This is a genomic window from Modestobacter altitudinis (assembly GCF_005930475.1).
Taxonomy (GTDB): Bacteria; Actinomycetota; Actinomycetes; order Mycobacteriales; family Geodermatophilaceae; genus Modestobacter; species Modestobacter altitudinis.
Genome location: NZ_SJEW01000024.1, coordinates 45,863 through 68,323, shown reverse-complemented (window position 1 = coordinate 68,323; position 22,461 = coordinate 45,863). Strand labels below are relative to the sequence as shown.

Annotated in this window: 21 protein-coding genes and 1 pseudogene; 14 read left to right on the top strand and 8 right to left on the bottom strand. The window is 74.1% G+C overall.

Features of this window, described 5'->3' with window-relative positions:
* From FHL79_RS11305 to dprE2, 3 genes and pseudogenes are all read right to left on the bottom strand, one after another.
* A pseudogene (locus FHL79_RS11305) lies at positions 1 to 849 on the bottom strand (hypothetical protein); the annotation flags it as partial.
* A 55-nt stretch (positions 850 to 904) separates the two neighbouring features.
* Positions 905 to 1,363 (bottom strand): metallopeptidase family protein, encoded by a 459-nt coding sequence (locus FHL79_RS11300; RefSeq protein WP_138758698.1) that lies wholly within the window; start codon positions 1,361 to 1,363, stop codon positions 905 to 907.
* A gap of 68 nt (positions 1,364 to 1,431) precedes the next feature.
* Positions 1,432 to 2,184: a decaprenylphospho-beta-D-erythro-pentofuranosid-2-ulose 2-reductase gene (gene dprE2, locus FHL79_RS11295; RefSeq protein ID WP_138758697.1), complete on the bottom strand. Its 753-nt coding sequence runs from the start codon at positions 2,182 to 2,184 to the stop codon at positions 1,432 to 1,434.
* 101 nt (positions 2,185 to 2,285) lie between these two features.
* On the opposite strand from dprE2, the gene FHL79_RS11290 reads away from it, so the two are divergent.
* From FHL79_RS11290 to hpf, 12 genes are all read left to right on the top strand, one after another.
* Entirely contained in the window at positions 2,286 to 2,636 is a 351-nt protein-coding gene (locus FHL79_RS11290; RefSeq protein ID WP_138758696.1) for a DUF3499 domain-containing protein, read from the top strand.
* Between the two features lie 186 nt (positions 2,637 to 2,822).
* Positions 2,823 to 4,196: a phosphomannomutase/phosphoglucomutase gene (locus FHL79_RS11285; RefSeq protein ID WP_138758695.1), complete on the top strand. Its 1,374-nt coding sequence runs from the start codon at positions 2,823 to 2,825 to the stop codon at positions 4,194 to 4,196.
* Positions 4,193 to 4,405 carry a Trm112 family protein gene (locus FHL79_RS11280; protein WP_171058117.1) on the top strand — a complete coding sequence of 71 codons (213 nt, stop codon included), beginning with the start codon at positions 4,193 to 4,195 and terminating at the stop codon, positions 4,403 to 4,405. Before FHL79_RS11285 ends, FHL79_RS11280 begins: the two co-directional genes overlap by 4 nt.
* Positions 4,402 to 5,544, top strand: coding sequence for an SIS domain-containing protein (locus FHL79_RS11275; protein ID WP_138758694.1), 1,143 nt, complete (start codon positions 4,402 to 4,404; stop codon positions 5,542 to 5,544). Before FHL79_RS11280 ends, FHL79_RS11275 begins: the two co-directional genes overlap by 4 nt.
* Before the next feature lie 10 nt (positions 5,545 to 5,554).
* A complete protein-coding gene (locus FHL79_RS11270) occupies positions 5,555 to 6,565 on the top strand; it encodes a cation diffusion facilitator family transporter (RefSeq protein WP_138758693.1) in 1,011 nt (336 codons plus the stop codon).
* An 82-nt stretch (positions 6,566 to 6,647) separates the two neighbouring features.
* Positions 6,648 to 7,823 carry a mannose-6-phosphate isomerase, class I gene (gene manA / locus FHL79_RS11265; protein WP_138758692.1) on the top strand — a complete coding sequence of 392 codons (1,176 nt, stop codon included), beginning with the start codon at positions 6,648 to 6,650 and terminating at the stop codon, positions 7,821 to 7,823.
* 181 nt (positions 7,824 to 8,004) lie between these two features.
* On the top strand, positions 8,005 to 9,489 hold the full coding sequence (gene ahcY / locus FHL79_RS11260) for an adenosylhomocysteinase (RefSeq protein WP_138758691.1): 1,485 nt from the start codon (positions 8,005 to 8,007) through the stop codon (positions 9,487 to 9,489).
* Positions 9,490 to 9,658: 169 nt separating this feature from the next.
* Positions 9,659 to 10,366, top strand: coding sequence for an MtrAB system response regulator MtrA (mtrA, locus tag FHL79_RS11255; RefSeq protein ID WP_138758690.1), 708 nt, complete (start codon positions 9,659 to 9,661; stop codon positions 10,364 to 10,366).
* Positions 10,367 to 10,385: 19 nt separating this feature from the next.
* Positions 10,386 to 12,119, top strand: coding sequence for an MtrAB system histidine kinase MtrB (gene mtrB, locus FHL79_RS11250; protein WP_138758689.1), 1,734 nt, complete (start codon positions 10,386 to 10,388; stop codon positions 12,117 to 12,119).
* The gene (locus tag FHL79_RS11245) at positions 12,116 to 13,858 is read left to right on the top strand and encodes an LpqB family beta-propeller domain-containing protein (RefSeq protein WP_138758688.1); all 1,743 of its coding nucleotides are present in this window, start codon (positions 12,116 to 12,118) and stop codon (positions 13,856 to 13,858) included. The genes mtrB and FHL79_RS11245 overlap by 4 nt, the downstream gene beginning before the upstream one ends.
* A gap of 88 nt (positions 13,859 to 13,946) precedes the next feature.
* Positions 13,947 to 14,729: a ComF family protein gene (locus FHL79_RS11240; RefSeq protein WP_138758687.1), complete on the top strand. Its 783-nt coding sequence runs from the start codon at positions 13,947 to 13,949 to the stop codon at positions 14,727 to 14,729.
* A gap of 75 nt (positions 14,730 to 14,804) precedes the next feature.
* A complete protein-coding gene (gene hpf, locus FHL79_RS11235) occupies positions 14,805 to 15,554 on the top strand; it encodes a ribosome hibernation-promoting factor, HPF/YfiA family (protein ID WP_138758686.1) in 750 nt (249 codons plus the stop codon).
* Between the two features lie 139 nt (positions 15,555 to 15,693).
* On the opposite strand, the gene FHL79_RS11230 is transcribed toward hpf, so the two are convergent.
* Together FHL79_RS11230 and FHL79_RS11225 are read right to left on the bottom strand one after the other, a co-directional pair.
* The gene (locus tag FHL79_RS11230; protein ID WP_246080650.1) at positions 15,694 to 16,245 is read right to left on the bottom strand and encodes a GNAT family N-acetyltransferase; all 552 of its coding nucleotides are present in this window, start codon (positions 16,243 to 16,245) and stop codon (positions 15,694 to 15,696) included.
* Between the two features lie 5 nt (positions 16,246 to 16,250).
* On the bottom strand, positions 16,251 to 16,685 hold the full coding sequence (locus FHL79_RS11225) for a TIGR03618 family F420-dependent PPOX class oxidoreductase (protein WP_138758684.1): 435 nt from the start codon (positions 16,683 to 16,685) through the stop codon (positions 16,251 to 16,253).
* A gap of 88 nt (positions 16,686 to 16,773) precedes the next feature.
* Here FHL79_RS11225 and secA point away from each other — a divergent pair, with 88 nt between their 5' ends.
* Complete coding sequence (secA, locus tag FHL79_RS11220) at positions 16,774 to 19,896, top strand: preprotein translocase subunit SecA (protein ID WP_138758683.1); 3,123 nt, start codon at positions 16,774 to 16,776, stop codon at positions 19,894 to 19,896.
* Between the two features lie 121 nt (positions 19,897 to 20,017).
* On the opposite strand, the gene FHL79_RS11215 is transcribed toward secA, so the two are convergent.
* Positions 20,018 to 20,593: an Rv3235 family protein gene (locus tag FHL79_RS11215; protein ID WP_138758682.1), complete on the bottom strand. Its 576-nt coding sequence runs from the start codon at positions 20,591 to 20,593 to the stop codon at positions 20,018 to 20,020.
* 53 nt (positions 20,594 to 20,646) lie between these two features.
* A complete protein-coding gene (locus tag FHL79_RS11210; protein WP_138758681.1) occupies positions 20,647 to 21,363 on the bottom strand; it encodes a LysM peptidoglycan-binding domain-containing protein in 717 nt (238 codons plus the stop codon).
* 94 nt (positions 21,364 to 21,457) lie between these two features.
* Between FHL79_RS11210 and FHL79_RS11205 the strand changes: the two genes are divergently transcribed.
* On the top strand, positions 21,458 to 22,027 hold the full coding sequence (locus FHL79_RS11205) for a hypothetical protein (RefSeq protein ID WP_138758680.1): 570 nt from the start codon (positions 21,458 to 21,460) through the stop codon (positions 22,025 to 22,027).
* Between the two features lie 40 nt (positions 22,028 to 22,067).
* On the opposite strand, the gene FHL79_RS11200 is transcribed toward FHL79_RS11205, so the two are convergent.
* Positions 22,068 to 22,310 (bottom strand): helix-turn-helix domain-containing protein, encoded by a 243-nt coding sequence (locus FHL79_RS11200; RefSeq protein ID WP_138758679.1) that lies wholly within the window; start codon positions 22,308 to 22,310, stop codon positions 22,068 to 22,070.
* Between the last annotated feature and the right edge of the window lie 151 nt (positions 22,311 to 22,461).

The window sequence follows — 22,461 nt, the reverse complement described above, 5'->3', positions numbered from 1 at the left end:
CCCCCCGACCAGGACGGCGACACCGACCAGCACGAGCACCGTCACGACGGTCGCCGCCGTGGCGGCGTGCCGGGTGAGCAGCGCCGTCGTGCCGGTCACCGCGGTCGCCCCGGTGGCGGACGCCACGGTCGGTGCGTCGGCCACGGCGGCGCGCACCGGGACGGTGGGCGCCGCGCGCAGGGCGGGGACCGAGCCGGGCGGGTGCTCCAGGAAACCGGGCAGGTCGTCGGCCGCCGGGGCGGTGCCGCCAGCGACCGGCGCCCGGGAGGTCGCGGTGCCACGTCCGTTGCGCCCGGCCAGCGCCGCGGCGGTCAGCCCGCACGCCGCGGCGACCAGCAGCGCGACGACGGACCACCGGGGCAGGTCGGGGGAGGGGACAGCGCGGGACGCGGTCGCCTCCGCGCCGCGGCCGACGTCGACCAGGGCCTCGTCGCTGCCCTCGGCGACCAGCGTGTCCACCACCGCGTTGGCGGTCGCGGCGGCGGTGTCCCGGTCGGGCAGCGTCACCCGCACCGCGATCGTGGCGCCGTCGGTCCGGGTGACACGGGTGCCCTCGGCCAGGTCGTCCAGTCCGACGTCGGCCAGTGCGGGGGCACCGTCCCGGGCGGTCCGCAGCGTGGCGGTCGAGCCGGCCAGCGCGGTGTAGCGGTCGGCGAGCAGCAGGGCTGCGGCCGCTCCGGCGTCCGTGCGCGGGGTGACCGTCAGGCTCGCCGTGGCGCTCGCCGCCCGCGGCAGCAGCGCCAGCACGGCCAGGGCGGCCAGCAGCACGGCGACGCCGACCGCGGCCCCCGTCCACCACCGCCATCGGCGGGCGTGGCGCCCGGGCGGCGTCTCGTTCGGTGCGCTCATCGGCGTCCAGCATGTCAGTCACCACCCGGTGACCCGCTGGAGCGGGGTCCTCCTGCTAGGCGGTGGGGTCGATCTCCTCGGGGTCCCGGCCCAGCAGCACCGCCACCTGGTCGACGACGACGTCGCGGACCAGGTCGGCGAGGTCGTCGCGGTCGGCGGCGCGGATCTCCAGCGGCCGCCGGTAGACGACGATCCGGGCGGGGTGCTCCCGGCCGCCCTCGCGGTGGGCGGGCAGCACCCGGGCCAACGGCACACTGCCGTCCTCGAGCACGTCGGCGTCCAGTACGACCTCGTCGGGGCTGGTGTGGTCGACCCACGGCACGTCCTCGACGGCGAACTCCACGCCGGCCAGCTCGCGCTCCCAGCGCCGCTCCAGGTCCTCGACGGCGTCGAGCACCAGGTCGTCGAACTGCTCGGCACGGCTGCGGGACAGCGGCACGGTGGGCGGGACCAGGCGGCCGCGCAGGCCACGGCCGTGGCGGTCGCGCCGGGTACGGGCGGGGGAACGGTCCATCGCGGCTGGAGCCTACGGCCTCGCCGGAGCGGCGGCGGTCCGGCCGGGGCGGCCGCAGGACTGCGGCCTCACCGGGGCATCCGGCGCCACACCGCGCGGGGCAGCAGCCGCAGCAGGGCGAACACCGGTCGCAGCGCCCCGGGCACCCAGACGACGTCCCGGTCCCGGGCCAGCCCGTCCGCGACGGCCTCGGCGACCTGTGCCGGGGTGCTCGACAGCGGTGCCGGGGACATGCCCTCGGTCATCCGGCCGATCACGAACCCCGGGCGCACGAGCAGCAGGCGCACGCCGGTGCCGTGCAGCGCGTCGGCCAGGCCGCTGGCGAAGCCGTCGAGACCGGCCTTCGCCGAGCCGTACACGTAGTTGGCCCGGCGCACCCGGACGCCGGCGACCGAGGAGAAGACGACGAGCCGGCCGTGCCCCTGGGCGCGCATCAGCCGGGCGAGGTGGGTCAGCACCGACACCTGGGCGAGGTAGTCGGTGGTGACGACGGCGAGGGCGTGCGCGGCGTCGTCCTCGGCGCGGGCCTGGTCCCCGAGCACGCCGAAGGCGAGGACGGCGACCGTCACCGGCGGCTGCGCGGCGAGTGCCCCGGTGAGCACCTGCTCGTGGCCGGTCAGGTCGTCGGCGTCGAACTCCAGCCGGGTGACGGAGGTGGCCCCGGCGGCGCGCAGCCGGGCCTCCTCGGCGTCCAGCTCGGCGCTGCGCCGGGCGGCCAGGCAGACGTGCCGCGCCCCGCGGCGGACCAGCCGCTCGGCCAGCTCCAGGCCGATCTCGCTGCGCCCGCCGAGCACCAGCACCGTGCCGTCGGTCGGTGCCACGGGCGCCTCCTGGGGGTCGCTGGGAACGCGTGCGCGTTTCGGTGCGCCTCCTCCCGGATGCGCGGGCGCGGGGTTAGTGTGCCAAGCGTGAGGAACCGGTGGTGAGGCAGTCACGTCGCTGCTCGCGCAGCGGCTGCGCGCAACCGGCAGCGGCGACCCTGACCTACGTCTACGCGGAGTCCACGGCCGTCGTCGGCCCGTTGGCGACCTACTCCGAGCCGCACAGCTACGACCTGTGCGAGTTCCACGCCGAGCGGCTGACCGTGCCGCGCGGCTGGGAGGTCGTGCGCCACGAGATCGACTCCGAGGACTTCGGCCCGACCGGGGACGACCTGCTCGCGCTGGCCGACGCGGTCCGCGAGGCGGCCCGCCCCGAGCCGCTGCGCGACCCGGCGGACGACGGCAGCGGCACCCGCCGCGGGCACCTCCGGATCCTGCCCAACCTCCCCTGAGGAAGGTGAAGGACCCCCTTCCTCCCCACTCTTCGCAGGCTCAGAGCGGGCCCCTGGAAGGGGGCCTCACCCCCCGACCCTCGCTCGGTCGGGTCGGGTCCCTACAGGGGGGCCGCGCTCGCCGTTAGGGTCGTCTGACCGCTGCCACTCCGGGCCGCGGGGACCGCGAGTGCGAGGGTGAGCTGTTTGTCCGACCTGTCGTCGATCATCAAGGCCTACGACGTCCGGGGCCTGGTCCCCGAACAGTGGGACGAGGACGTGGCCCGCGCCATCGGGGCCGCCTTCGCCGAGTTCGTGCACGCGGAGACCGGCGCGAGCGCCGTGGTCACCGCCCACGACATGCGCGACTCGTCGGTGCCGCTGTCCCGGGCCTTCGCCGAGGGCGTGCTGTCCCGCGGCGTCGACGTCGTCGAGGCCGGGCTCGGCTCCACGGACATGCTGTACTTCGCCGCCGGGTCGCTTGGCATGCCGGGGGCGATGTTCACCGCCAGCCACAACCCGGCGCAGTACAACGGCATCAAGCTGTGCCGGGCCGGTGCCGCGCCGATCGGCCAGGACTCCGGGCTGGTGCAGATCCGCGAGCGGTCCGAGCAGCTCCTCGACGGCGCGACGGTGCCCGGGCCCGAGCGGCTGGGCACGGTCAGCAGCCGCGACCTCGTCGCCGAGTACGCCGGCTACCTCCGCGGGCTGGTCGACCTCTCCGGCATCCGCCCGCTGAAGGTCGTCGTCGACGCGGGCAACGGCATGGGCGGGTTCACCGTGCCGGTCGTCCTCGCCGGCCTGCCGCTGGACGTCGTGCCGATGTACTTCGAGCTCGACGGCTCCTTCCCCAACCACGAGGCCAACCCGCTGGACCCGGCCAACCTGGTCGACCTGCAGGCGGGTGTCCGCGAGCACGGCGCCGACATCGGGCTGGCCTTCGACGGCGACGCCGACCGCTGCTTCATCGTCGACGAGCGCGGGGAGCCGGTCAGCCCCTCGGCGATCACCGGCCTGGTCGCCGTCCGCGAGCTGGCCAAGGGCACCGGGACGACGATCATCCACAACCTGATCACCTCCCGTGCCGTGCCGGAGATCGTCCGCGAGCACGGTGGCTCACCGGTGCGCACCCGGGTCGGGCACTCGTTCATCAAGGAGGAGATGGCCCGCACCGACGCAGTCTTCGGCGGTGAGCACTCCGCGCACTACTACTTCCGCGACTTCTGGCGCGCCGACACCGGCATGCTCGCCGCGATGCACGTGCTGGCGGCGCTGGGCGAGCAGTCCCGGCCGCTGTCGGAGCTGACCGAGGCCTACGAGCGGTACGTCGCCTCCGGGGAGATCAACTCGACCGTCACCGACCAGGCCGGCCGGGTGGCCGCGGTCCGGGAGACCTACGGTCGTGTCGAGGGCGTCGCCTTCGACGAGCTCGACGGGCTGACCGTGTCGCTGCCCGACGGCGCGTGGTTCAACCTGCGGGCGAGCAACACCGAGCCGCTGCTGCGGCTCAACGTCGAGGCGCCGGACGCGGCCCGGATGGCCGGACTGCGCGACGAGGTGCTGGAGATGGTGCGAGCATGACCGAGGACACGCGAGCTGCCGGACCGCAGACGCTGGGCATCGACCCGGCGCTGCTGGAGATCCTGGCCTGCCCCGACACCCACCACACCGCGCTGACCGTCGACGTCGAGGCCAGCGAGCTGGTGTGCCCGACCTGCTCGCGGGCCTTCCCGGTCCGCGACGGCATCCCGGTGCTGCTGCTGGACGAGGCCCGGCAGCGACCGGCATGACGTCCCCTGAGCTGGCCGAGGAGGTCCTGGACGACGTCGAGCTGCTGCGCGCCCGGGACCCCCGCGGGCTGCTCCCCGCGGTCGCCGGCGCCGGTCCGCAGGTGCGGGAGACCGCCCGGCTGACCGAGGAGGCCGGACTCGCGCGGGCGACCTCCGGCGGCCGGCCGCGGGGGCTGGTGATCGTGGCGCGCCGGGAGGGCGCGATCGCCGCCTCGGTGCTGCGCGCGCTGCTCGGGTCGGCCAGCCCGGTGACCGTGGACGTCGTCCCCGGCCCGGAGCTGCCGGTCTGGATGGGGCCCTCCGACGTCGCCGTCATCGCCACCCGCACCGGCGCGGGCCGGTACGCGGTCGCGCCGGCCTACGAGGCGGCCCGCCGCGGCGTGGCGGTGGTCGGCATCGGGGCCGAGGGCGCGCCGCTGCACGCCGCCTGCGCCAGCGCCCGGGCGCCGTACGTGCCACTGCCCTCCTCCCGGGTGCAGCACACGACGCTGTGGTCGCTGCTCACCCCGATGCTGCTGCTGTCCGCCGAGCTCGGGCTGCTCCCCGCCGACGCCGCCGACACCGAGGCGGTGGCCGCTGCGCTGGACGAGATCGCCGCCGACTGCGGCCCGGCCCGGGAGTCCTTCGTCAACCCGGCGAAGACGCTGGCGCTCGCGCTGCTCGACGCGCTGCCGGTCATCGCCGCGGAGGGCCCGCTCGCCGGAGCCGCCGGCCGTCGGGTCGCCGACCAGCTGGCGACCCTCGCCGGCCTGCCCGCCACCACCTTCCGGCTGCCCGACCAGCGGGTGGCCGCACGCACCGTGCTGGCCGGTCCGCTGGCGCCCGAGGCCGGCCAGGACGACTTCTTCCGGGACCGGACGGACGACACCGGACGCCGGCTGCGGCTGATCACCATCCGGGACGCCGACGCGGCGGCGCACGACGGCGGTGAGCGCGAGCCCCGCTCGGCCGGTGAGGCGATGGCCGAGCTGCTCCGGATCGCCGCCGACGCCAACGTGCCGGTCAGCGGCCTCGCCGACCACGGCGAGCCCGAGCGGTACCCGCGGCTGGCCCGGCTGGCCCGGCAGCTGGCCGTCGCCGACTTCAGCGCCGTCTACCTCGCGCTCGCGTTGGACCACGAGCGGTCCCTGCACTCATGATGGGACGGCCATGAGCGAATCCACAGCCACCGCACAGTCCAACTCCAGCGAGCACCCCGGTGAGTCCGGGGGGCACGGCGGCGGCACGACCGCGATCCTGGCCGCGCTCGCCGCCAACATCGGCATCGCGATCGCGAAGTTCGTCGCGTTCCTCATCACCGGCGCCTCGTCGATGCTGGCTGAGGCGATCCACTCGCTCGCCGACTCGGGCAACCAGGTGCTGCTGCTCATCGGGGGCAAGCGCGCCAAGCGCGCGGCGACCCCTGACCACCCGTTCGGCTTCGGCCGCGACCGCTACATCTACAGCTTCATCGTCGCGATCGTGCTGTTCAGCGTCGGTGGCCTGTTCGCCATCTACGAGGGCGTGCACAAGCTGCAGCACCCCGAGGAGCTGGAGTCCCCGCTCATCGCCATCGGCGTCCTGGTCATCGCCATCGGCCTGGAGAGCTTTTCGCTGCGCACCGCGGTCAAGGAGACCAACGCCGTCCGCGTGCCGGGGGAGAGCTACTGGGCCTTCATCCGGCACGCCCGCGCACCCGAACTGCCCGTCGTCCTGCTGGAGGACACCGCGGCGCTGACCGGACTGGGGCTGGCGCTGCTGGGGGTCGGGCTGTCCTCGATCACCGGCAACGTCGTCTTCGACGGGCTGGGCACGATCGCCATCGGGCTGCTGCTGGTCGCCGTCGCCTTCATCCTCGCGGTGGAGACCAAGAGCCTGCTGCTCGGGGAGTCGGCGACCCCCGACGCCCGGCGGCGCATCGTGGCCGCCCTCACCGCCGGCGACGGTGTCGAGTCGGTGATCCACATGCGCACCCAGCACCTGGGGCCGGAGGAGCTGCTGGTCGCCGCCAAGATCGCCGTCCGGCACGACGACACGGCGGCCGGGGTGGCCCGGGCCATCGACGAGGCAGAGGTGCGGGTCCGCGAGGCGGTGCCGATCGCCCGGGTGATCTACCTGGAGCCGGACATCCGGCGGAGCGGCACGGCGGCACCCGACGACGCGATTGCCCCGGCGGGGTGAATGACCCCCGCAGGGCTCCCGCTGCGGCGCTGAGTGCACGACCATCGGACCCGTGACCTCCACGCCGGTAGCCTCAGCATTGATGTGGCAGCTCAAGAGCCCGGTGCGGCACTACCCCTGGGGGAGCCACACCGTCATCCCCGAGCTCCTCGGACTGCCGTCGCCCGCTGACCAGCCGTACGCAGAGCTGTGGATGGGCGCGCACCCCGACGCCCCCAGCGTGCTCGCCGACGGCACGGGCCTCGACTCGGCGATCGCCGCGGACCCGGACGGGCTGCTCGGTCCGGCGGTGCACGAGCGGTTCGGCCCGCGCCTGCCCTTCCTGATGAAGGTGCTGGCCGCCGACCGGCCGCTGTCGCTGCAGGCGCACCCGACCACCGCCCAGGCCGAGGCCGGGTACGCGGCCGAGGAGGCGGCCGGTGTCCCGAGCATCGACCCGACCCGCACCTTCAAGGACCCGTACCACAAGCCGGAGATCCTGGTCGCGATCACCGAGGTCGAGGCGCTGTGCGGCTTCCGGCCGGTCGAGGAGTCGCTGCACTGCCTCGCCAAGCTGCAGCTGCCCGAGCTCAAGCCGACCATCGCGGCGCTGGCCCGGGGTGGCCTGCGAGCGGCGATCCCGCAGCTGCTCGCGCTGTCCGCCCGGCGGCGGCAGTCACTGGTGCGCGCCGTGGCCGACAAGGCTGCCGCGTTCGTGGCCGCGCACGACCCGGAGTTCATCAACACCTACCGCTGGGCGGCCTCGCTGGCCGACACCTACCCCGGCGACCCCGGCGTGGTCATCTCGCTGATGTGCAACCACCTCCGGCTCGCCCCCGGTGAGGCGGTGTTCCTGCCCGCCGGCAACCTGCACGCCTACCTGTGCGGTGCCGGGGTGGAGGTCATGGCCAGCTCGGACAACGTGCTGCGCGGCGGGCTGACCAGCAAGCACGTCGACCTCGCCGCCCTGATCGAGGTGCTGGACTTCACCGACGGCAAGGTGCCCGTGCTGCACCCCGTCCTCGGTCGCGGCGGTCTGCGCTACCCGGTCCCGGTCGAGGACTTCGACCTCACCCGGGTGCAGGTCGACGTCGACCCCGGCGTGCTGACGACCAGCGGGCCGCAGGTGCTGCTCTGCGCCGAGGGCACCGCCGTGCTGACCGCCTCCGACGGCGAGATCGTGCTCGAGCGGGGCTCGTCGGCCTTCGTGCCGGCGGGCCGACCGGTGACCGCGCGGGGACCCGCGCTGCTCTTCCGCACCACCACCGCCCTGCGATGAAGGACCCCGTCCTCCTCACCCCTCGCAGGCTCGGGGCGAGCCTCTGGACGGGGCCGGGCGCGGAGCGCTGCGCGGTACCCTGGGACACGGCACGAGCCCCGCCGAAGCCTCGGCATGCTCGCTCAGATCTCAGCGACCGACAGCGCCCGCCCATCCGGGCCGGGCCGGACACTGGAGCGACATGACCGCCAGCACTGGCACCCGCGTACTGACCGACGGCGACTTCAAGGTCGCTGACCTCTCCCTGGCCGGCTTCGGCCGCAAGGAGATCTCCCTCGCCGAGCACGAGATGCCCGGTCTGATGGCGCTGCGCGAGGAGTACGGGGACGCGCAGCCGCTCGCCGGCGCCCGCATCGCCGGCTCGCTGCACATGACCGTGCAGACCGCCGTCCTCATCGAGACGCTGACGGCGCTGGGCGCCGACGTCCGCTGGGTGAGCTGCAACATCTTCTCCACCCAGGACCACGCCGCCGCGGCGATCGTCGTGGGCGACGGCACCCCCGAGGAGCCCACCGGCGTGCCGGTCTTCGCCTGGAAGGGCGAGACGCTGCCCGAGTACTGGTGGTGCACCCAGCGGCTGTTCGAGTTCACCGATGCCGACGGCGACGTGATCGGCCCCAACATGCTGCTCGACGACGGCGGCGACGCCACCCTGCTGGTGCACCTGGGCACCCGCTTCGAGGCCGACGGGGTCGTCCCGGACACCACCGACGCCGACTCCGAGGAGTACGGGGTCATCCTCGACGTGCTGCGCGACAACCTGGGTGAGGACCCGCAGCGCTGGACCCGGATCGGCCAGGGCATCAAGGGCGTCACCGAGGAGACCACGACCGGCGTCCTGCGGCTCTACGAGCTCGCGCGGGACGGCCGGCTGCTGTTCCCGGCGATCAACGTCAACGACTCGGTCACCAAGAGCAAGTTCGACAACCTCTACGGCGTCCGGCACTCCCTCGTCGACGGCATCAACCGCGGCACCGACGTGATGATCGGCGGCAAGGTCGCCGTCGTCTGCGGCTACGGCGACGTCGGCAAGGGCAGCGCGGACTCGCTGCGCGGCCAGGGCGCCCGGGTCATCGTCACCGAGATCGACCCGATCAACGCCCTGCAGGCGGCGATGCACGGCTACGAGGTGACCACCCTCGACGAGGTGATCGGCAAGGCCGACATCATCATCACCGCCACCGGCAACAAGGACATCATCTCCGCCGAGCAGCTGGCCTCGACCAAGCACCAGGCGATCATCGGCAACATCGGCCACTTCGACAACGAGATCGACATGGCCGGCCTGGCGCGCACCCCCGGCGTCACGAGGACCACCATCAAGCCGCAGGTCGACGAGTGGCGGTTCGCCGACGGCCACACGATCATCGTGCTCTCCGAGGGCCGGCTGCTGAACCTGGGCAATGCGACCGGGCACCCCAGCTTCGTGATGAGCGCGTCGTTCTCCAACCAGACGCTCGCCCAGATCGAGCTGTGGAACAACCGGGCCGCCTACGAGGGGCAGACCCCCGGCGTCACCGTGCTCCCGAAGAAGCTCGACGAGCACGTGGCGCGGCTCCACCTGGACGCGCTCGGCGTCAAGCTCACCGAGCTGACCAAGGTGCAGGCCGACTACCTCGGCGTCCCGGTCGAGGGCCCGTACAAGAGCGACCACTACCGCTACTGAGAAAGGACCACCCTTCCCCCCACGCCTCGCACGCTCGGCGCGGGCCCCTGAAGGGTGGCCGACGGCGGGGCCTTGCAAGGGGGCCGTTCCAGCCCCTCACCTGCCCCGCTCGGGGGATTCCCCGGGCGGGGTGGACCGTCATGCGGCCGTGATCGCGCACAATGGCGGCGTGCCACCTTCCGCACCCAGTCAGGGCGCCAGCCGCGGCCGTGTCCTCGTCGTCGACGACGACGCCGCCCTCGCCGAGATGCTGGGCATCGTGCTGCGCCGAGAGGGCTATGAACCGGCCTTCGTCTCCGACGGGGCCCGGGCGGTGGCGACCTTCCAGCAGCTGCGGCCGGACCTGGTGCTGCTGGACCTGATGCTGCCCGGCCGCAACGGGCTGCAGATCTGCGCCGACATCCGCACCCAGTCGACTGTGCCGATCGTGATGCTCACCGCCAAGGGCGACACGATCGACGTCGTCCAGGGGCTGGAGGCCGGCGCCGACGACTACGTCACCAAGCCGTTCAAGCCGGTCGAGCTCGTCGCCCGGGTGCGCGCCCAGCTGCGTCGCGGCGAGAACGGGCAGGCGGAGAGCCTGGCCATCGGCGACGTGCAGATCGACGTCCCGGCGCACCAGGTGACCCGGGACGGCGTGCCGATCGGCCTCACCCCGCTGGAGTTCGACCTGCTGGTCGCGCTGGCGCGCAAGCCCCGGCAGGTGTTCACCCGCGAGCTGCTGCTCGAGCAGGTGTGGGGCTACCGGCACGCCGCGGACACCCGGCTGGTCAACGTGCACGTGCAGCGGCTGCGCGCGAAGGTCGAGCGCGACCCGGAGAAGCCCGAGGTCGTGCTGACGGTGCGCGGCGTCGGCTACAAGGCCGGCCCCCCGTGAGCGGGCGGTCCGTCCGGTCGTGAGCACCACGACCGGACCGCCGCCGGTCGACCAGGCCGGCGCACCTGAGGGTCCCCGGGTGCCCCCGCCCGCGGGGAGGACGCCGGACCGGGCCCGTCGGTCCCGGTCCCAGCTGCAGACCGGTCTCCGCCGGCGGCTGCGCCGCGGCCGGCGGCGGGCGGTGGTCTGGACCGCGCGGGCGGTCCGCCGGGGGCTGCACGCGTGGCGTTCCTCGCTGCAGCTCCGCGTCGGCGCGATCACCATGCTGGTCGCCGGCGTGCTGGTGGTGATCGTCAGCCTGGTGCTCTTCCGTCAGATCAGCGACCAGCTGCTCAAGGGAAAGCTGGACGCGGCGGTGGACCAGTCGTTGTCCGGTGTCCAGTACGCCCAGTCCGAGGTCAGCGGCATCGCCACCAGCGACTCGGCCAGCATCCGGACCACGCTGTTCCGCACGGTCAGCAACTTGAAGTCCCGGGGCGGCGCGGCCGGTGACTTCGACGTGGTGATGGTCTACCTCTCCGGCGACGAGGAACGGCCGGCCGCCAGCCGGCGCGACGTCTGGCCCTCGATCCCCGCCGACCTGCGCGCCGAGGTGGCCGAGGGCTCCCAGGCCTACCGGTACGCCCTCGTGCCCGATTCCACCGGCGACCCGGTGCCCACCCTGCTGGTCGGCGCCCCCGTGCCCACCGAGGGGCAGGGCGGCGACCGGGTCGAGGTGTACTTCGCCTTCCCGCTGGAGCAGGAGCAGCAGAGCCTCGAGGGGATCCGCAGCACCGTCCTGATCACCTGCGCCGTGCTGACGCTGTTCGTCGCCGGCATCGGCGTGCTGGTGACCCGGCTGGTGGTCGACCCGGTGCGCCGGGCGGCCGGCAGCGCCCAGCGGCTGGCCGACGGGAACCTCGAGGAACGGCTCGTCGTCCGCGGCGAGGACGACCTGGCCCGGCTGGCCAGCAGCTTCAACGCCATGGCCGACAGCCTGCAGAAGCAGATCACCCAGCTCGAGGGGCTCTCCCAGCTGCAGCAGCGGTTCACCTCCGACGTCTCCCACGAGCTGCGCACCCCGCTCACCACCGTGCAGATGGCCGCGGCCGTGCTGCACGAGGCGCGGGAGGACTTCGATCCCGCGGTCGCCCGCTCCGCGGAGCTGCTGCGCGACGAGCTGGACCGTTTCGAGGGCCTGCTGTCCGACCTGCTGGAGATCAGCCGGTACGACGCCGGGGCCGCCACCCTCGAGCCCGAGCCGCGGGACCTCGTGCCCGTGGTGGAACGGGTGGTCGAGGGGATGACCGCGCTGGCGCAGCGGCACGACTGCGAGCTGCAGGTGACCGTCCCGCCGTCGTCGGTGATCGCCGAGGTCGACGGACGGCGGGTCGAGCGGGTGCTGCGCAACCTGGTCGGCAACGCCATCGAGCACGGCGCCGGCAAGCCGGTGCAGATCACCCTCGCCGCCTCGAGCACCGCGGCGGCGCTCACCGTGCGCGACCACGGCATCGGGCTGACCCCGGCCGATGCCCAGCACGTCTTCGACCGCTTCTGGCGGGCCGACCCGGCGCGGGTCCGCTCGGTCGGCGGCAGCGGGCTGGGCCTGTCGATCAGCCTCGAGGACGCCCGCCTGCACGGCGGCTGGCTGCAGGTCTGGGGGCTGCCCGGTCAGGGCGCCCAGTTCCGGCTGACCCTCCCGATGACTGCCGGCGGCGAGCTGACCAGCTCGCCGCTGCCGCTGCGGCCGCCGTTCCTCGGGCCGCGGACATGAGCCGGTCCCCGCGCCGCGCCCCTGCCGTCGCGGTCCTCGCGCTGGCGCTGGTCGCGCTGCTCGCCGGCTGCACGACCGTGCCCACCGAGTCGGCCACCGTCAAGATCACCCAGGTCGCCCAGCCCAGCGACGACGCTGTCCGCCTCGAGCCGCTGGCGCCGGAGGCCGGAGCGGCGCCGGAGGAGGTCGTCCGCGGCTTCATCGACGCCAGCGCCAGCGCCGTGCGCCGCCACCCGGTCGCCCGTCAGTACCTGGCCGGCGACGCCGCTCTGAACTGGTCCGACAGCGACGGTGTGACGGTGATCAGCCAGGACTACGCCCCCGTGCAGTCCCAGCCGGGCACCGTGGTGGTCACCGGCACGCTGGTCGGCACCGTCGACGAGCGCGGCGTGTTCATCGTGGGCACCGGGTCGGTCTACACCCGCACCTTCACGCTGTCCGACGACTCCGGCGAGTGGCGGATCACCGACCCGCCCGACGGGCTGCTGCTGCTGGAACCGGACTTCGCGCGCACCTACGAGCAGGTCGACGCCTACTTCCTGGACCCCACCGGGACCCGGGTGGTCCCCGACCCGCGCTACCTGGTCAGCGGCGAGGCGCAGCCCAACACGCTGGTCACCCGGCTGCTGGAGGGGGCCTCGCCGCTGCTCGCCGCCGGCGTGGTGAACCCGCTGGCCGGCGCCCAGCTGCGCAGCACGGTCAGCGTCACCGAGACGATGGCGACGGTCGACCTGAGCTTCCCCGCCGAGGTCTCCGACGCCACCCTGGCGGCCGCCTCGGCGCAGCTGACCTGGTCGCTGTCGCAGGTGGGCCTCAACACCGTCCGGGTGCTGCGCGACGGGCAGGACCTCGACCTGCCCGACGTCCCGGAGGCGCAGAGCACCGCGGACTGGGTGGCCCTGGACCCCGACGTCGCCCCGATCGGCGCGGTCGGCCACTACCTCACCGGTGGCGGGCTCCGGCTGGCCAGCGACGGGAGCGCACCGCCCGGGCCGGCCGGTGCCGGCGGGTACGGGCTGGTCTCCGCCGCGGTGACCGTCGACGCCCGCACCAACCAGTTGGGCTTCATGGCCGGGGTGTCGGCGGTGGTGTCGCCCGCGGGTGACCCGGCCACCCTGCTCGCCGGCACCTACGGCGGGGACCTCACCCCGGTCCTGTCCGGGGCGGGCTTCACCGACCCGACGGTGGCGGGTACCCGCTCCGAGGTGTGGACGGTCCGCAACGGCACCGACGTGGTGCGGCTGCCCTCCGGCGGCTCCGCCCAGTCGGTCAGCGCCACCACCATGGCCGGCCTCGGCCGGGCGACGGCGTTCCAGCTCTCCCCGGACGGCGTCCGCGCGGCCGTGGTCATCCAGGGCGCCCAGGGCGGGCAGGTCTACGTCGGCACCGTCGTCCGCGACGACGACGCGGTGAGCGTCCGGGACCTCCGCTCGGTGGCACCCACCGTGGAGCAGGTCGTGGACGTGGCCTGGCGGAACGCGGGGCTGCTCATGGTGCTGGCCGGTGACCCGAGCACCGAGCGCACCGTGCCCTACACCGTCGGGGTCGACGGCTGGGAGCTGTCCACCAACACCACCTCGGGCCTGCCCGGTCAGCCCACCGCGGTGGCCGCGGCACCGGGCCGGCAGCCGCTGGTGAGCGCCAACGGCACGATGTGGACCCTCGCCGGCGGCAACTGGGTGACGCTGGTGCGCGGCCAGGAGCCGCTCCCCGGGACGGCTCCCTTCTACCCGATGTGACCGGCGGGCCGCCGGTCGTCGTCCCCAGCCGGCTCACCCGTCCCCGGGTGCGGCCGGGACGTCGGCCGCGGCCGCCGGGGCGGGCAGCATGGACGCCGTGCGGTACCAGCCCCCGGCGGTCCTGTGGGCCGGCGGACGGGCGCTGGCCGACCTGGTGCTGCCGCGCACCTGCGCCGGCTGTGCGCTGCCGGGCGCCGTCCTGTGCCGGCGGTGCCGCACCCTGCTGACCCGGCCCCGGCTGGCCCAGCCGCGCCGCCACCCGCCGGGCTTCCCGCCGACCGTGGCGGCCGGCGCCTACGCCGGTCCGGTGCAGCCGGCGGTGATCGCGTTCAAGGAGCACGGGCGGGCCGAGCTGGCCGGTCCGCTCGGGACGGCGCTCGGGCTGGCCGTCGCCGCGGTGCTGCTCGGCGTCTCGGAGGCCGGGAGCGGCCCGGTCCTGCTGGTGCCGGTGCCCAGCTCCGCGGCGGCGGTGCGTCGCCGCGGCCGGGACCACGTGCGGGAGCTCGCCGACGTGGCCGGAGCGGAGCTGCGGGCCGCGGGGGTGCCGGCCCGCCCCGCGCCGCTGCTGGCCCGGGTCGGCGGCCGCCGGGTGCGTGACTCGGCCGGGCTGGACGCCGCCCAGCGCCGGGCCAACCTGGCCGGCCGCTACCGCGCGCGGCCCGGTGCGCCCGGGGCCCGGCTGGTGCTGGTGGACGACGTGGTCACCAGTGGCGCGACCCTGACCGAGGCCGCCCGGGCACTGCGGGCGGCCGGGGAGTCCCTGGTGCTGGCGGCCGTCGTCGCGGCCACCCCACGGCAGGTCCGGAGCAGGGAGCCGGCCGCCCTCCCCGGCGCGTTCACCGTGCGTGAACAGGAGGTGGACCTGCGATGACGTGCTTCCACTGTCGGGACTCCACCAAGGCGTCTAGCGTCGGCTGGATCACGACCCGCTCAACCGGGAGGTCTCATGGAGATCGTGGTCCGAGGTCGAAACGTCGAGGTGCCCGAGCACTTCCGCACCCATGTGGAGGACAAGGTCGGCCAGCTCGAACGCTTCGACAGCAAGGTCATCCGCATCGACGTCGAGCTGTTGCACGAGAAGAACCCTCGACAGGCGGCCAACTGCCAGCGCGTGGAGATCACGCTCCGCGGCAAGGGGCCCGTGGCGCGTGCGGAGGCCTGCGCGCCCGACTTCTACGCCGCGCTGGAACTGGCGGCGGGGAAGCTGGAGAACCGGATGCGGCGGGCGAACGACCGCCGCCGGGTGCACCACGGCCGGCACACCCCGCCGAGTGTGCGGATCGATGCAGCTCCCGCCGCCGAGCCCGTCGCGCCGGTGCTGCTCGACGACGACACGACCGCCGGGGCGAGCAGTGCCCCGGAACCCGCGCTGGCCGGGGACTCCGGCTCGCCCGACTCGCCCCTGGTCACCGACCTGGACGAGCACCTGCCCGGGCGGATCGTCCGGGAGAAGGTCCACCCCGCCACGCCGATGACCGTCGACCAGGCCCTCTACGAGATGGAGCTGGTCGGCCACGACTTCTTCATGTTCCTCTGCGCCGACACCGGCCAGCCGTCGGTGGTCTACCGACGGCACGCCTTCGACTACGGCCTGATCCGCCTCGGCACCCCGGTCGATCCCGGGGACGGGGCCGCGTCGGCCGCCGCGATCGCGATGGCCGGTGCGGCGGGGGAGCGACAGCCCGCGGCCGTCTGACCGACGACAGCGACCTGGCACCGGCGAGCCGTCCTCCGCGCCGCGGGGGGCGGCTCGCCGCACGTCAGTCGTCCGTGTCACCGCGGCGGCTTCCGCGAGCGGTCCGCTTCGCAGGCCTCGGTCGATGCTCCCGCTCGCGTCAGTCGCCGGGCAGCCGGGAGAACAGCGCGGCGTCGCCACGGCTGCCGTCCCGGTAGGCGAGGTACGAGCGCAGCACGCCCTCCTGGGCGAAGCCGGCCCGGCGGGCCACCTGCTGCGACCCGGCGTTCCGGACGTCGGCGACGAGGTACACCCGGTGCGCCCCCAGCCCCAGCGCCCACTCGGCCAGCGCGTGGGTGAGCTCCGCCGCGTAGCCCTTCCCACGGCCCGCCGGGGCGATCCAGTAGCCGATCTCGGGTCCCATCGGGTGCTGGCCGATCCGGTGCACGCCGGTGGAGCCCACCACCACACCGTCGGCCTCGACAGCCAGGTCGGTCCCGGTGCCGGCGAGCCGTTCGGCCGGGGCCTCCTCGGCGACGTAGCTGTGCGCGTGCTCCCGGGTGTACGGCACCGGGATGTTGATCCAGCGCTGCACCTCGGGGTCCTGGCAGCCGGCGAACACGGCCTCCACGTCGTCGGTGGTGAACGGGCGCAGCACCAGCCGCTCGCTGCGCACCACCTCGGTGGTCAGGTCGATGCCGCTCAGGTCCATGCCGCTCACGCCGGGCCCTCCTCCTGCTCGGGAGCCCGCCAGCGTTCCGCGTTGCCCAGCACCCGGTCCACCGAGATCTCCAGCACCACCCGCGCCGGGTTGACCCGCGGACGCTGGTAGCGCCGGGCGTACCGGTCCTCGGCGTCGGCCACCGCGTCGGCGTCGTCACGGACCACCGCCGTCCCCTCCAGCGTGGCCCAGCACCGCCCGTCGACCTGGCAGACCGCCACCCGGGACTGGCCGGCCCGCACGTGCCGGACCTTCGCCGAGGTGCCGGAGGTGATCACCCGCGCGGTGCCGGTGGCGGGGTCGACGGTGACCCCGACCGGGACGACGTGCGGGCTGCCGTCGGCGCGCAGCGTGGTCAGGGTCGCCAGGTGCCGCTCGGTGAAGAACGCCGTCAGGCCGGGCCCGAACGTGGGACTGGTGGGGGAGGACACGTCCGCGGAGGGTACGGAGGCGCCGATCCGGGTACGACCGTCGGCCGCGCCGGGACCGCTTCCGAGCCGGGCCGCCTACGCTGGGGTCGTGGTGTTCCAGAAGATCCTGCGTGCCGGTGAGGGCAAGATCGTCCGTCGGCTGTCGAAGATCGCCGACGCGGTCGAGGCCCTCGAAGTCGACGTCACCGACCTGACCGATGCCGAGCTGCGCGCGAAGACCGACGAGTTCAAGGAGCGCTACGGCGACGGGGAGACCCTCGACCAGCTGCTCCCCGAGGCGTTCGCCGTCGTCCGGGAGGCCTCGACCCGCACGCTGGGTCAGCGGCACTACCGGGTGCAGCTGATGGGCGGTGCCGCGCTCCACCTGGGCAACATCGCCGAGATGAAGACCGGTGAGGGCAAGACGCTGACCGGTGTGCTGCCGGCCTACCTCAACGCGTTGAGCGGCGACGGCGTGCACGTGGTGACCACCAACGACTACCTCGCCCAGCGCGACGCCGAGTGGATGGGCCGGGTGCAGCGCTTCCTCGGTCTGTCGATCGGCACGATCGTCTCCGGCCAGCGGCCCGACCAGCGCCGCGAGCAATACCTGGCGGACATCACGCACGGCACGAACAACGAGTTCGGCTTCGACTACCTGCGCGACAACATGGCCTGGAGCAACGGCGACCTCGTGCAGCGCGGTCATGCGTTCGCCATCGTGGACGAGGTCGACTCGATCCTCATCGACGAGGCTCGCACCCCGCTGATCATCAGCGGGCCGGCCGAGTCCAGTGCCCGGTGGTACGGCGAGTTCGCCCGCATCGCCCCGCTGATGAAGCGCGACCGGCACTACGAGGTCGAGGAGTCCAAGCGGACGGTCGCGATCACCGAGGAGGGTGTCGAGTTCGTCGAGGACCAGCTCGGCATCGAGAACCTCTACGAGGCCGCCAACACCCCGCTGATCAGCTACCTGAACAACGCCCTGAAGGCCAAGGAGCTGTTCAAGAAGGACCAGCAGTACATCGTCACAGGTGGCGAGGTCCTCATCGTCGACGAGTTCACCGGCCGCGTGCTGGCCGGCCGCCGCTACAACGAGGGCATGCACCAGGCCATCGAGGCCAAGGAGCGCGTGGAGATCAAGGACGAGAACCAGACCCTCGCCACGATCACGCTGCAGAACTACTTCCGGCTCTACGAGAAGCTCTCCGGGATGACCGGCACGGCCCAGACCGAGGCCGCCGAGCTCTCCCAGACCTACTCCCTCGGCGTCGTCCCGATCCCGACGAACCGGCCGATGGTCCGCGAGGACCGCGCCGACGTCATCTACAAGACGGAGAAGGCGAAGTTCGACGCGGTCGTCGACGACATCGCCGAGCGGCACGAGGCCGGGCAGCCGGTGCTGGTGGGCACCGCGAGCGTCGAGAAGTCAGAGGTGCTGGCGAAGTACCTGCTCAAGCGGGGCATCCCGCACGAGGTGCTGAACGCGAAGAACCACGCGCGGGAGGCGTCGATCATCGCCATGGCCGGCCGGCTGGGCGGGGTCACGGTGGCCACCAACATGGCCGGCCGCGGTACCGACATCCAGCTCGGCGGCAACGCCGAGTTCATCGCCGACGAGACGCTGCGCGCCCAGGGGTTGTCACCGGCGGAGACGCCGGAGGAGTACGAGGCTGCCTGGGACGATGCGGTCGCGGCGGCCAAGGCGCAGGTCAAGGCCGAGCACGACCAGGTGACCGAGGCCGGCGGGCTGTACGTGCTGGGCACCGAGCGGCACGAGAGCCGGCGCATCGACAACCAGCTGCGTGGCCGGTCGGGTCGCCAGGGTGACCCGGGGGAGTCGCGCTTCTACCTGTCCCTCGGCGATGACCTGATGCGGCGCTTCAACGGCCCGATGCTCGAGTCGATGATGACCACGCTGCGGGTGCCCGACGACCAGCCGATCGAGTCCAAGATGGTCAGCCGGGCGATCCGCTCCGCGCAGACCCAGGTCGAGCAGCAGAACTTCGAGGTCCGCAAGGACGTCCTGAAGTACGACGAGGTGCTCAACCGGCAGCGCACCGTCATCTACGACGAGCGCCGCAAGGTGCTCGACGGCGAGGACCTGCACGTGCAGGTCCGCGCGATGGTCGACGACGTCGTCGCCGCCTACGTCAACGGCGCGACCGAGACCGGCTACGCCGAGGACTGGGACCTCGAGCTGTTGTGGACCGGGCTCAAGGCGCTCTACCCGGTGGGCCTGGACCAGCAGGAGATGCTCGACCGGGTGGCCGACGGTGACCAGTCGGCGCTCACCGCCGACGTGCTGAAGGACGAGCTGCTCGCCGACGTGCACGCGGCCTACGACACCCGCGAGGAGACGCTGGGCGCGGAGGTCATGCGTGAGCTCGAGCGGCGGGTGCTGCTCTCGGTGCTGGACCGCAAGTGGCGCGAGCACCTGTACGAGATGGACTACCTGCGGGCCGGCATCCACCTGCGCGCGATGGCCAACCGCGACCCGGTCGTGGAGTACCAGCGCGAGGGCTACGACATGTTCAACGCGATGCTCGACGGCATCAAGGAGGAGTCCGTCGGCTTCCTGTTCAACCTCGAGGTGAAGACCAAGGAGCAGCAGGAGGCCGAGGCCGCCGAGAAGCAGGCGAAGGCAGAGGCCGAGGCGCTGGTCCGGGCGCAGGCCGGCACCCAGGCGGTGCTGGCCCGTCAGGCGGCGGCGCACGCCGCCGCCGCGAGAGTCGCGGCCGCCCAGACGGCTGCCGCGACCGAGGCTCCGGCGGCTCCGGCGGCTCCGGCGGCTCCGGCGGCTCGGGCGGCTCCGGCGGCTCCGGCGGCTCCGGCGGCTCCGGCGGCGCCGTCCGCCGGCAACGGGGCCGCACCGGCCACCGCCCCGGCGGTCGTCCCGTCGCCGAACGGCAGCGGGACGACGACGGGTTCAGCCCGGCGCACCGGCAGGCCGGCGACGGCGACGGCTGCACCGGCTGCACCGGAGGTGGCCCCGGAGCCCGCGGGCACCGGGACGGGCCCGGAGCTGGCGGTGAAGGGGCTGGAGGCGCCGAAGCAGACGGCGCTGAGCTACAGCGCCCCCAGCCTGGACGCCTCCGCCAAGGACAGCGGCCGGGCCAAGGCCGCCAAGTCCGCGACGGTCACCGGCACCAAGGAGACCCCGCGCAACGCCCCCTGCCCCTGTGGCAGCGGCAAGAAGTTCAAGCAGTGCCACGGCGCCGCAGGCCACTGAACAAGTAGGAGGACCCGGCTGCCCCCCACCACTCGCGAGCTCGCGGCGGGCCCTTGCAGCCGGGCCGGGACGCCCCGTCGACCACCCGGTCGGCGGGGTGTTCGGCGCTCCGGGGCCTTCTTCAGCCGATCTGCAGCGCCGTGCACCGCCAGCGGCCGTCGATCCCCTCCAGCCGGGCGGCCACGGCGTGCGCGCGGGCGCCCCGCCGCACCACGGCGCTGACCTCCGCGACGCCGTCCACCGGCTCGCACACGCGCACGGAGCTGACCAGCAGGGGTGCGGTCCCCTCGCTGCACCAGCGCGGGCGGCGCCGCTCGCTGAGCGCGGTGAACAGCCCGGGGCTCACCAACGGCTTCAGCTGGGTGACCGGGCGACGACCCGCGAAGGACTCGAGGGCCAGCGTGACCAGGCGCCGCCCCACCGCCTGGGGGTCGGGCAGCTCACTGCGGCGCGACCAGGTCGGCCCGAAGTCCATGGCCTCGGTGGCGACGGGCTGGTCGAGGCGGGGTCGTGGCCCGGGCGGCGGCGGGAGGCGGCGTGCGCGGCGACCGGGCACCAGCAGGCGGACCGGCGCCCGATCGTCCTGCAGGGCCGGTCCGGGTGTCGGGACGACGACCAGGTGCAGCCGGGGGCGCGGCGCGGTCGGGGCGGGCGTGCTGTCCTGCCGGGTGCCGGCGGGCTGCGTGGGGGCGGTCATGCGGGTTCTCCTGGACGTTCGACAGCGGATGGTCGGGGACGGTGGCGTCGGCCTCAGCCCGGGGGCCGGAGGACCTGTCCGGGCAGCAGGCGGTCGGGATCGGGGCCGATGACCGCGGCGTTGACCTGCCACCACGCCCCGGTGGCCTCCCGGACGTCGGCGTCGGTCGGTTCGCTGTCCGGCTGCCGGTGCTGCAACCAGTCGGCCGCGATGTCCCACAGGCAGTCCCCGCGCAGGACGACGTGCTCCTCCGCGCCGATCTCCGGCCGGTCGGGGACGGCGGACGGGACCCCGGGCCAGTCCGGGACGGCCGGCTGCGTCGTCGCGGTCGGCCAGTCGAGGACCACCGACTCGAGGCCGCTGCCGAGCTGGTCGGCTGCGGCGGCGGTGGCCATGAGCGAGGGGAGCGCGGAGGGCGGGAGCAGGACGGGGGCGGCGGTGCTCAACCCGATCCCGAGCGCGACGGCGGCAGCCCGGCGGGCACCGGCCGGCAGCACACCGGCCAGCAGCAGGCCGGCGAGCCGGCCGGCCCAGCCCGGCACGGTCGACACCGCGGTCAGCAGGAGTCCCAGCGCGCCCCACGCCCAGCACAGCCAGGCCAGCAGCGGCACGCACACCAGGACGAGGGCGTCGGGGCCGGCCCGGTCGACCAGCCCCTGCGGGTCGGCCAGGGCGCCGCGCGTCTCGGGCAGCCCCGGCCCGACGAGCCACAGCCCCCAGGCGACGCCGCACATCAGCGCCGTCGTGCCTGCCCACCGTCGGAACGTCATGTGTCCTCCTCGCGTGTCGGAGCACGACCAAACACCACCAACCACAGCAAACGCAACCAAATGCATGCATCTGTGGACGGCTAGCCTCGTCGTCATGCGCTGGGAGCAGCTGTTCGCCGATCTGGAGGCGCAGGCGGCGGAGGAGGAGTCGGCCGCAGAGCTGGCCGAGGCGTCGTCCCGCGCGCGGGCCGAGTACGGCAGCGTGCTGCTGGCCGACCGGCTCCGGGGTTCGCTCGGGCAGGAGCTCTCGCTGCGGTGCCGGGGTGCCGGCGAGCTCTCCGGCCGACTGGTCGACGTGGGCGTTGACTGGCTGCTGCTCGTCGACGGCCAGGGGCGGGACGTGCTCGTGGCCGCGGGAGCGGTGAGTGCCGTCGCGGGTCTGGCGGCGGTGACCGCGGCGGCGGTCCCCGTCGGCGAGGTGGCCCGGCGGCTGGACCTGCGACGAGCGCTGCGCGGGCTGGCCCGGGACCGCGCGACGGTGAGCTGTCTGCTCGAGGACGGCGGGGTGCTCGCCGGCACCGTCGACCGGGTCGGCGCGGACTTCGTGGAACTCGCCGAGCACCCGCTCGACCAGCCGCGCCGCCGGGGTGCGGTGACGTCGGTGCGTGCCGTGCCGGTGCGGGCCGTGGTGGCCGTGCGGACGTCGTTGCCCGCCGGGCCCTGACGACCGGCTGCGTCACCGGCGCCGGGTCAGCGGCGCCCGGTCAGTGCGGGCTGTCGACCTCGGCGTCGTCCGGCGCGGGTTCGGTCACGGTGGTGGCCCGGGCCTCGGCGTACTTCTGCTGGATGAACCGCTCCAGCTCGTCCTTCTCGACCCGCCACTGACCGCGCCCGCCGATCTGGATGGCGATCAGCTCCTTGCGACGGACCAGCGCGTAGGCCTGCGACCACGAGACGTTGAGGATCTCCGCCACGTCGTCGAGGGTCAGGAAGCGCTGGGTGGCCATGGGTCGGTGTTCTCCCGTCGAAGGTGCCCGCCAGTGTGGCAGCCGGGTGACAGCGGGCCGCGCCGTCCACCCGAAGGTGTGGACAACGGCTGCGCAGCAGCAGGTCCCTCGGTCATGATCTCCTTCCGCGCCCGGTCGGGGCGAGGCCGGC

Coding starts and splice junctions, on each gene's coding strand:
- FHL79_RS11245 (WP_138758688.1), top strand. CDS start 12,116: ATGAGCCGGTCCCCGCGCCGCGCCCCTGCCGTCGCGGTCCTCGCGCTG.
- FHL79_RS11205 (WP_138758680.1), top strand. CDS start 21,458: ATGCGCTGGGAGCAGCTGTTCGCCGATCTGGAGGCGCAGGCGGCGGAG.
- hpf (WP_138758686.1), top strand. CDS start 14,805: ATGGAGATCGTGGTCCGAGGTCGAAACGTCGAGGTGCCCGAGCACTTC.
- ahcY (WP_138758691.1), top strand. CDS start 8,005: ATGACCGCCAGCACTGGCACCCGCGTACTGACCGACGGCGACTTCAAG.
- FHL79_RS11215 (WP_138758682.1), bottom strand. CDS start 20,593: ATGACCGCCCCCACGCAGCCCGCCGGCACCCGGCAGGACAGCACGCCC.
- FHL79_RS11300 (WP_138758698.1), bottom strand. CDS start 1,363: ATGGACCGTTCCCCCGCCCGTACCCGGCGCGACCGCCACGGCCGTGGC.
- FHL79_RS11270 (WP_138758693.1), top strand. CDS start 5,555: ATGAGCGAATCCACAGCCACCGCACAGTCCAACTCCAGCGAGCACCCC.
- FHL79_RS11230 (WP_246080650.1), bottom strand. CDS start 16,245: ATGGACCTGAGCGGCATCGACCTGACCACCGAGGTGGTGCGCAGCGAG.
- FHL79_RS11280 (WP_171058117.1), top strand. CDS start 4,193: ATGACCGAGGACACGCGAGCTGCCGGACCGCAGACGCTGGGCATCGAC.
- manA (WP_138758692.1), top strand. CDS start 6,648: ATGTGGCAGCTCAAGAGCCCGGTGCGGCACTACCCCTGGGGGAGCCAC.
- FHL79_RS11200 (WP_138758679.1), bottom strand. CDS start 22,310: ATGGCCACCCAGCGCTTCCTGACCCTCGACGACGTGGCGGAGATCCTC.
- FHL79_RS11275 (WP_138758694.1), top strand. CDS start 4,402: ATGACGTCCCCTGAGCTGGCCGAGGAGGTCCTGGACGACGTCGAGCTG.
- FHL79_RS11210 (WP_138758681.1), bottom strand. CDS start 21,363: ATGACGTTCCGACGGTGGGCAGGCACGACGGCGCTGATGTGCGGCGTC.
- FHL79_RS11240 (WP_138758687.1), top strand. CDS start 13,947: ATGGACGCCGTGCGGTACCAGCCCCCGGCGGTCCTGTGGGCCGGCGGA.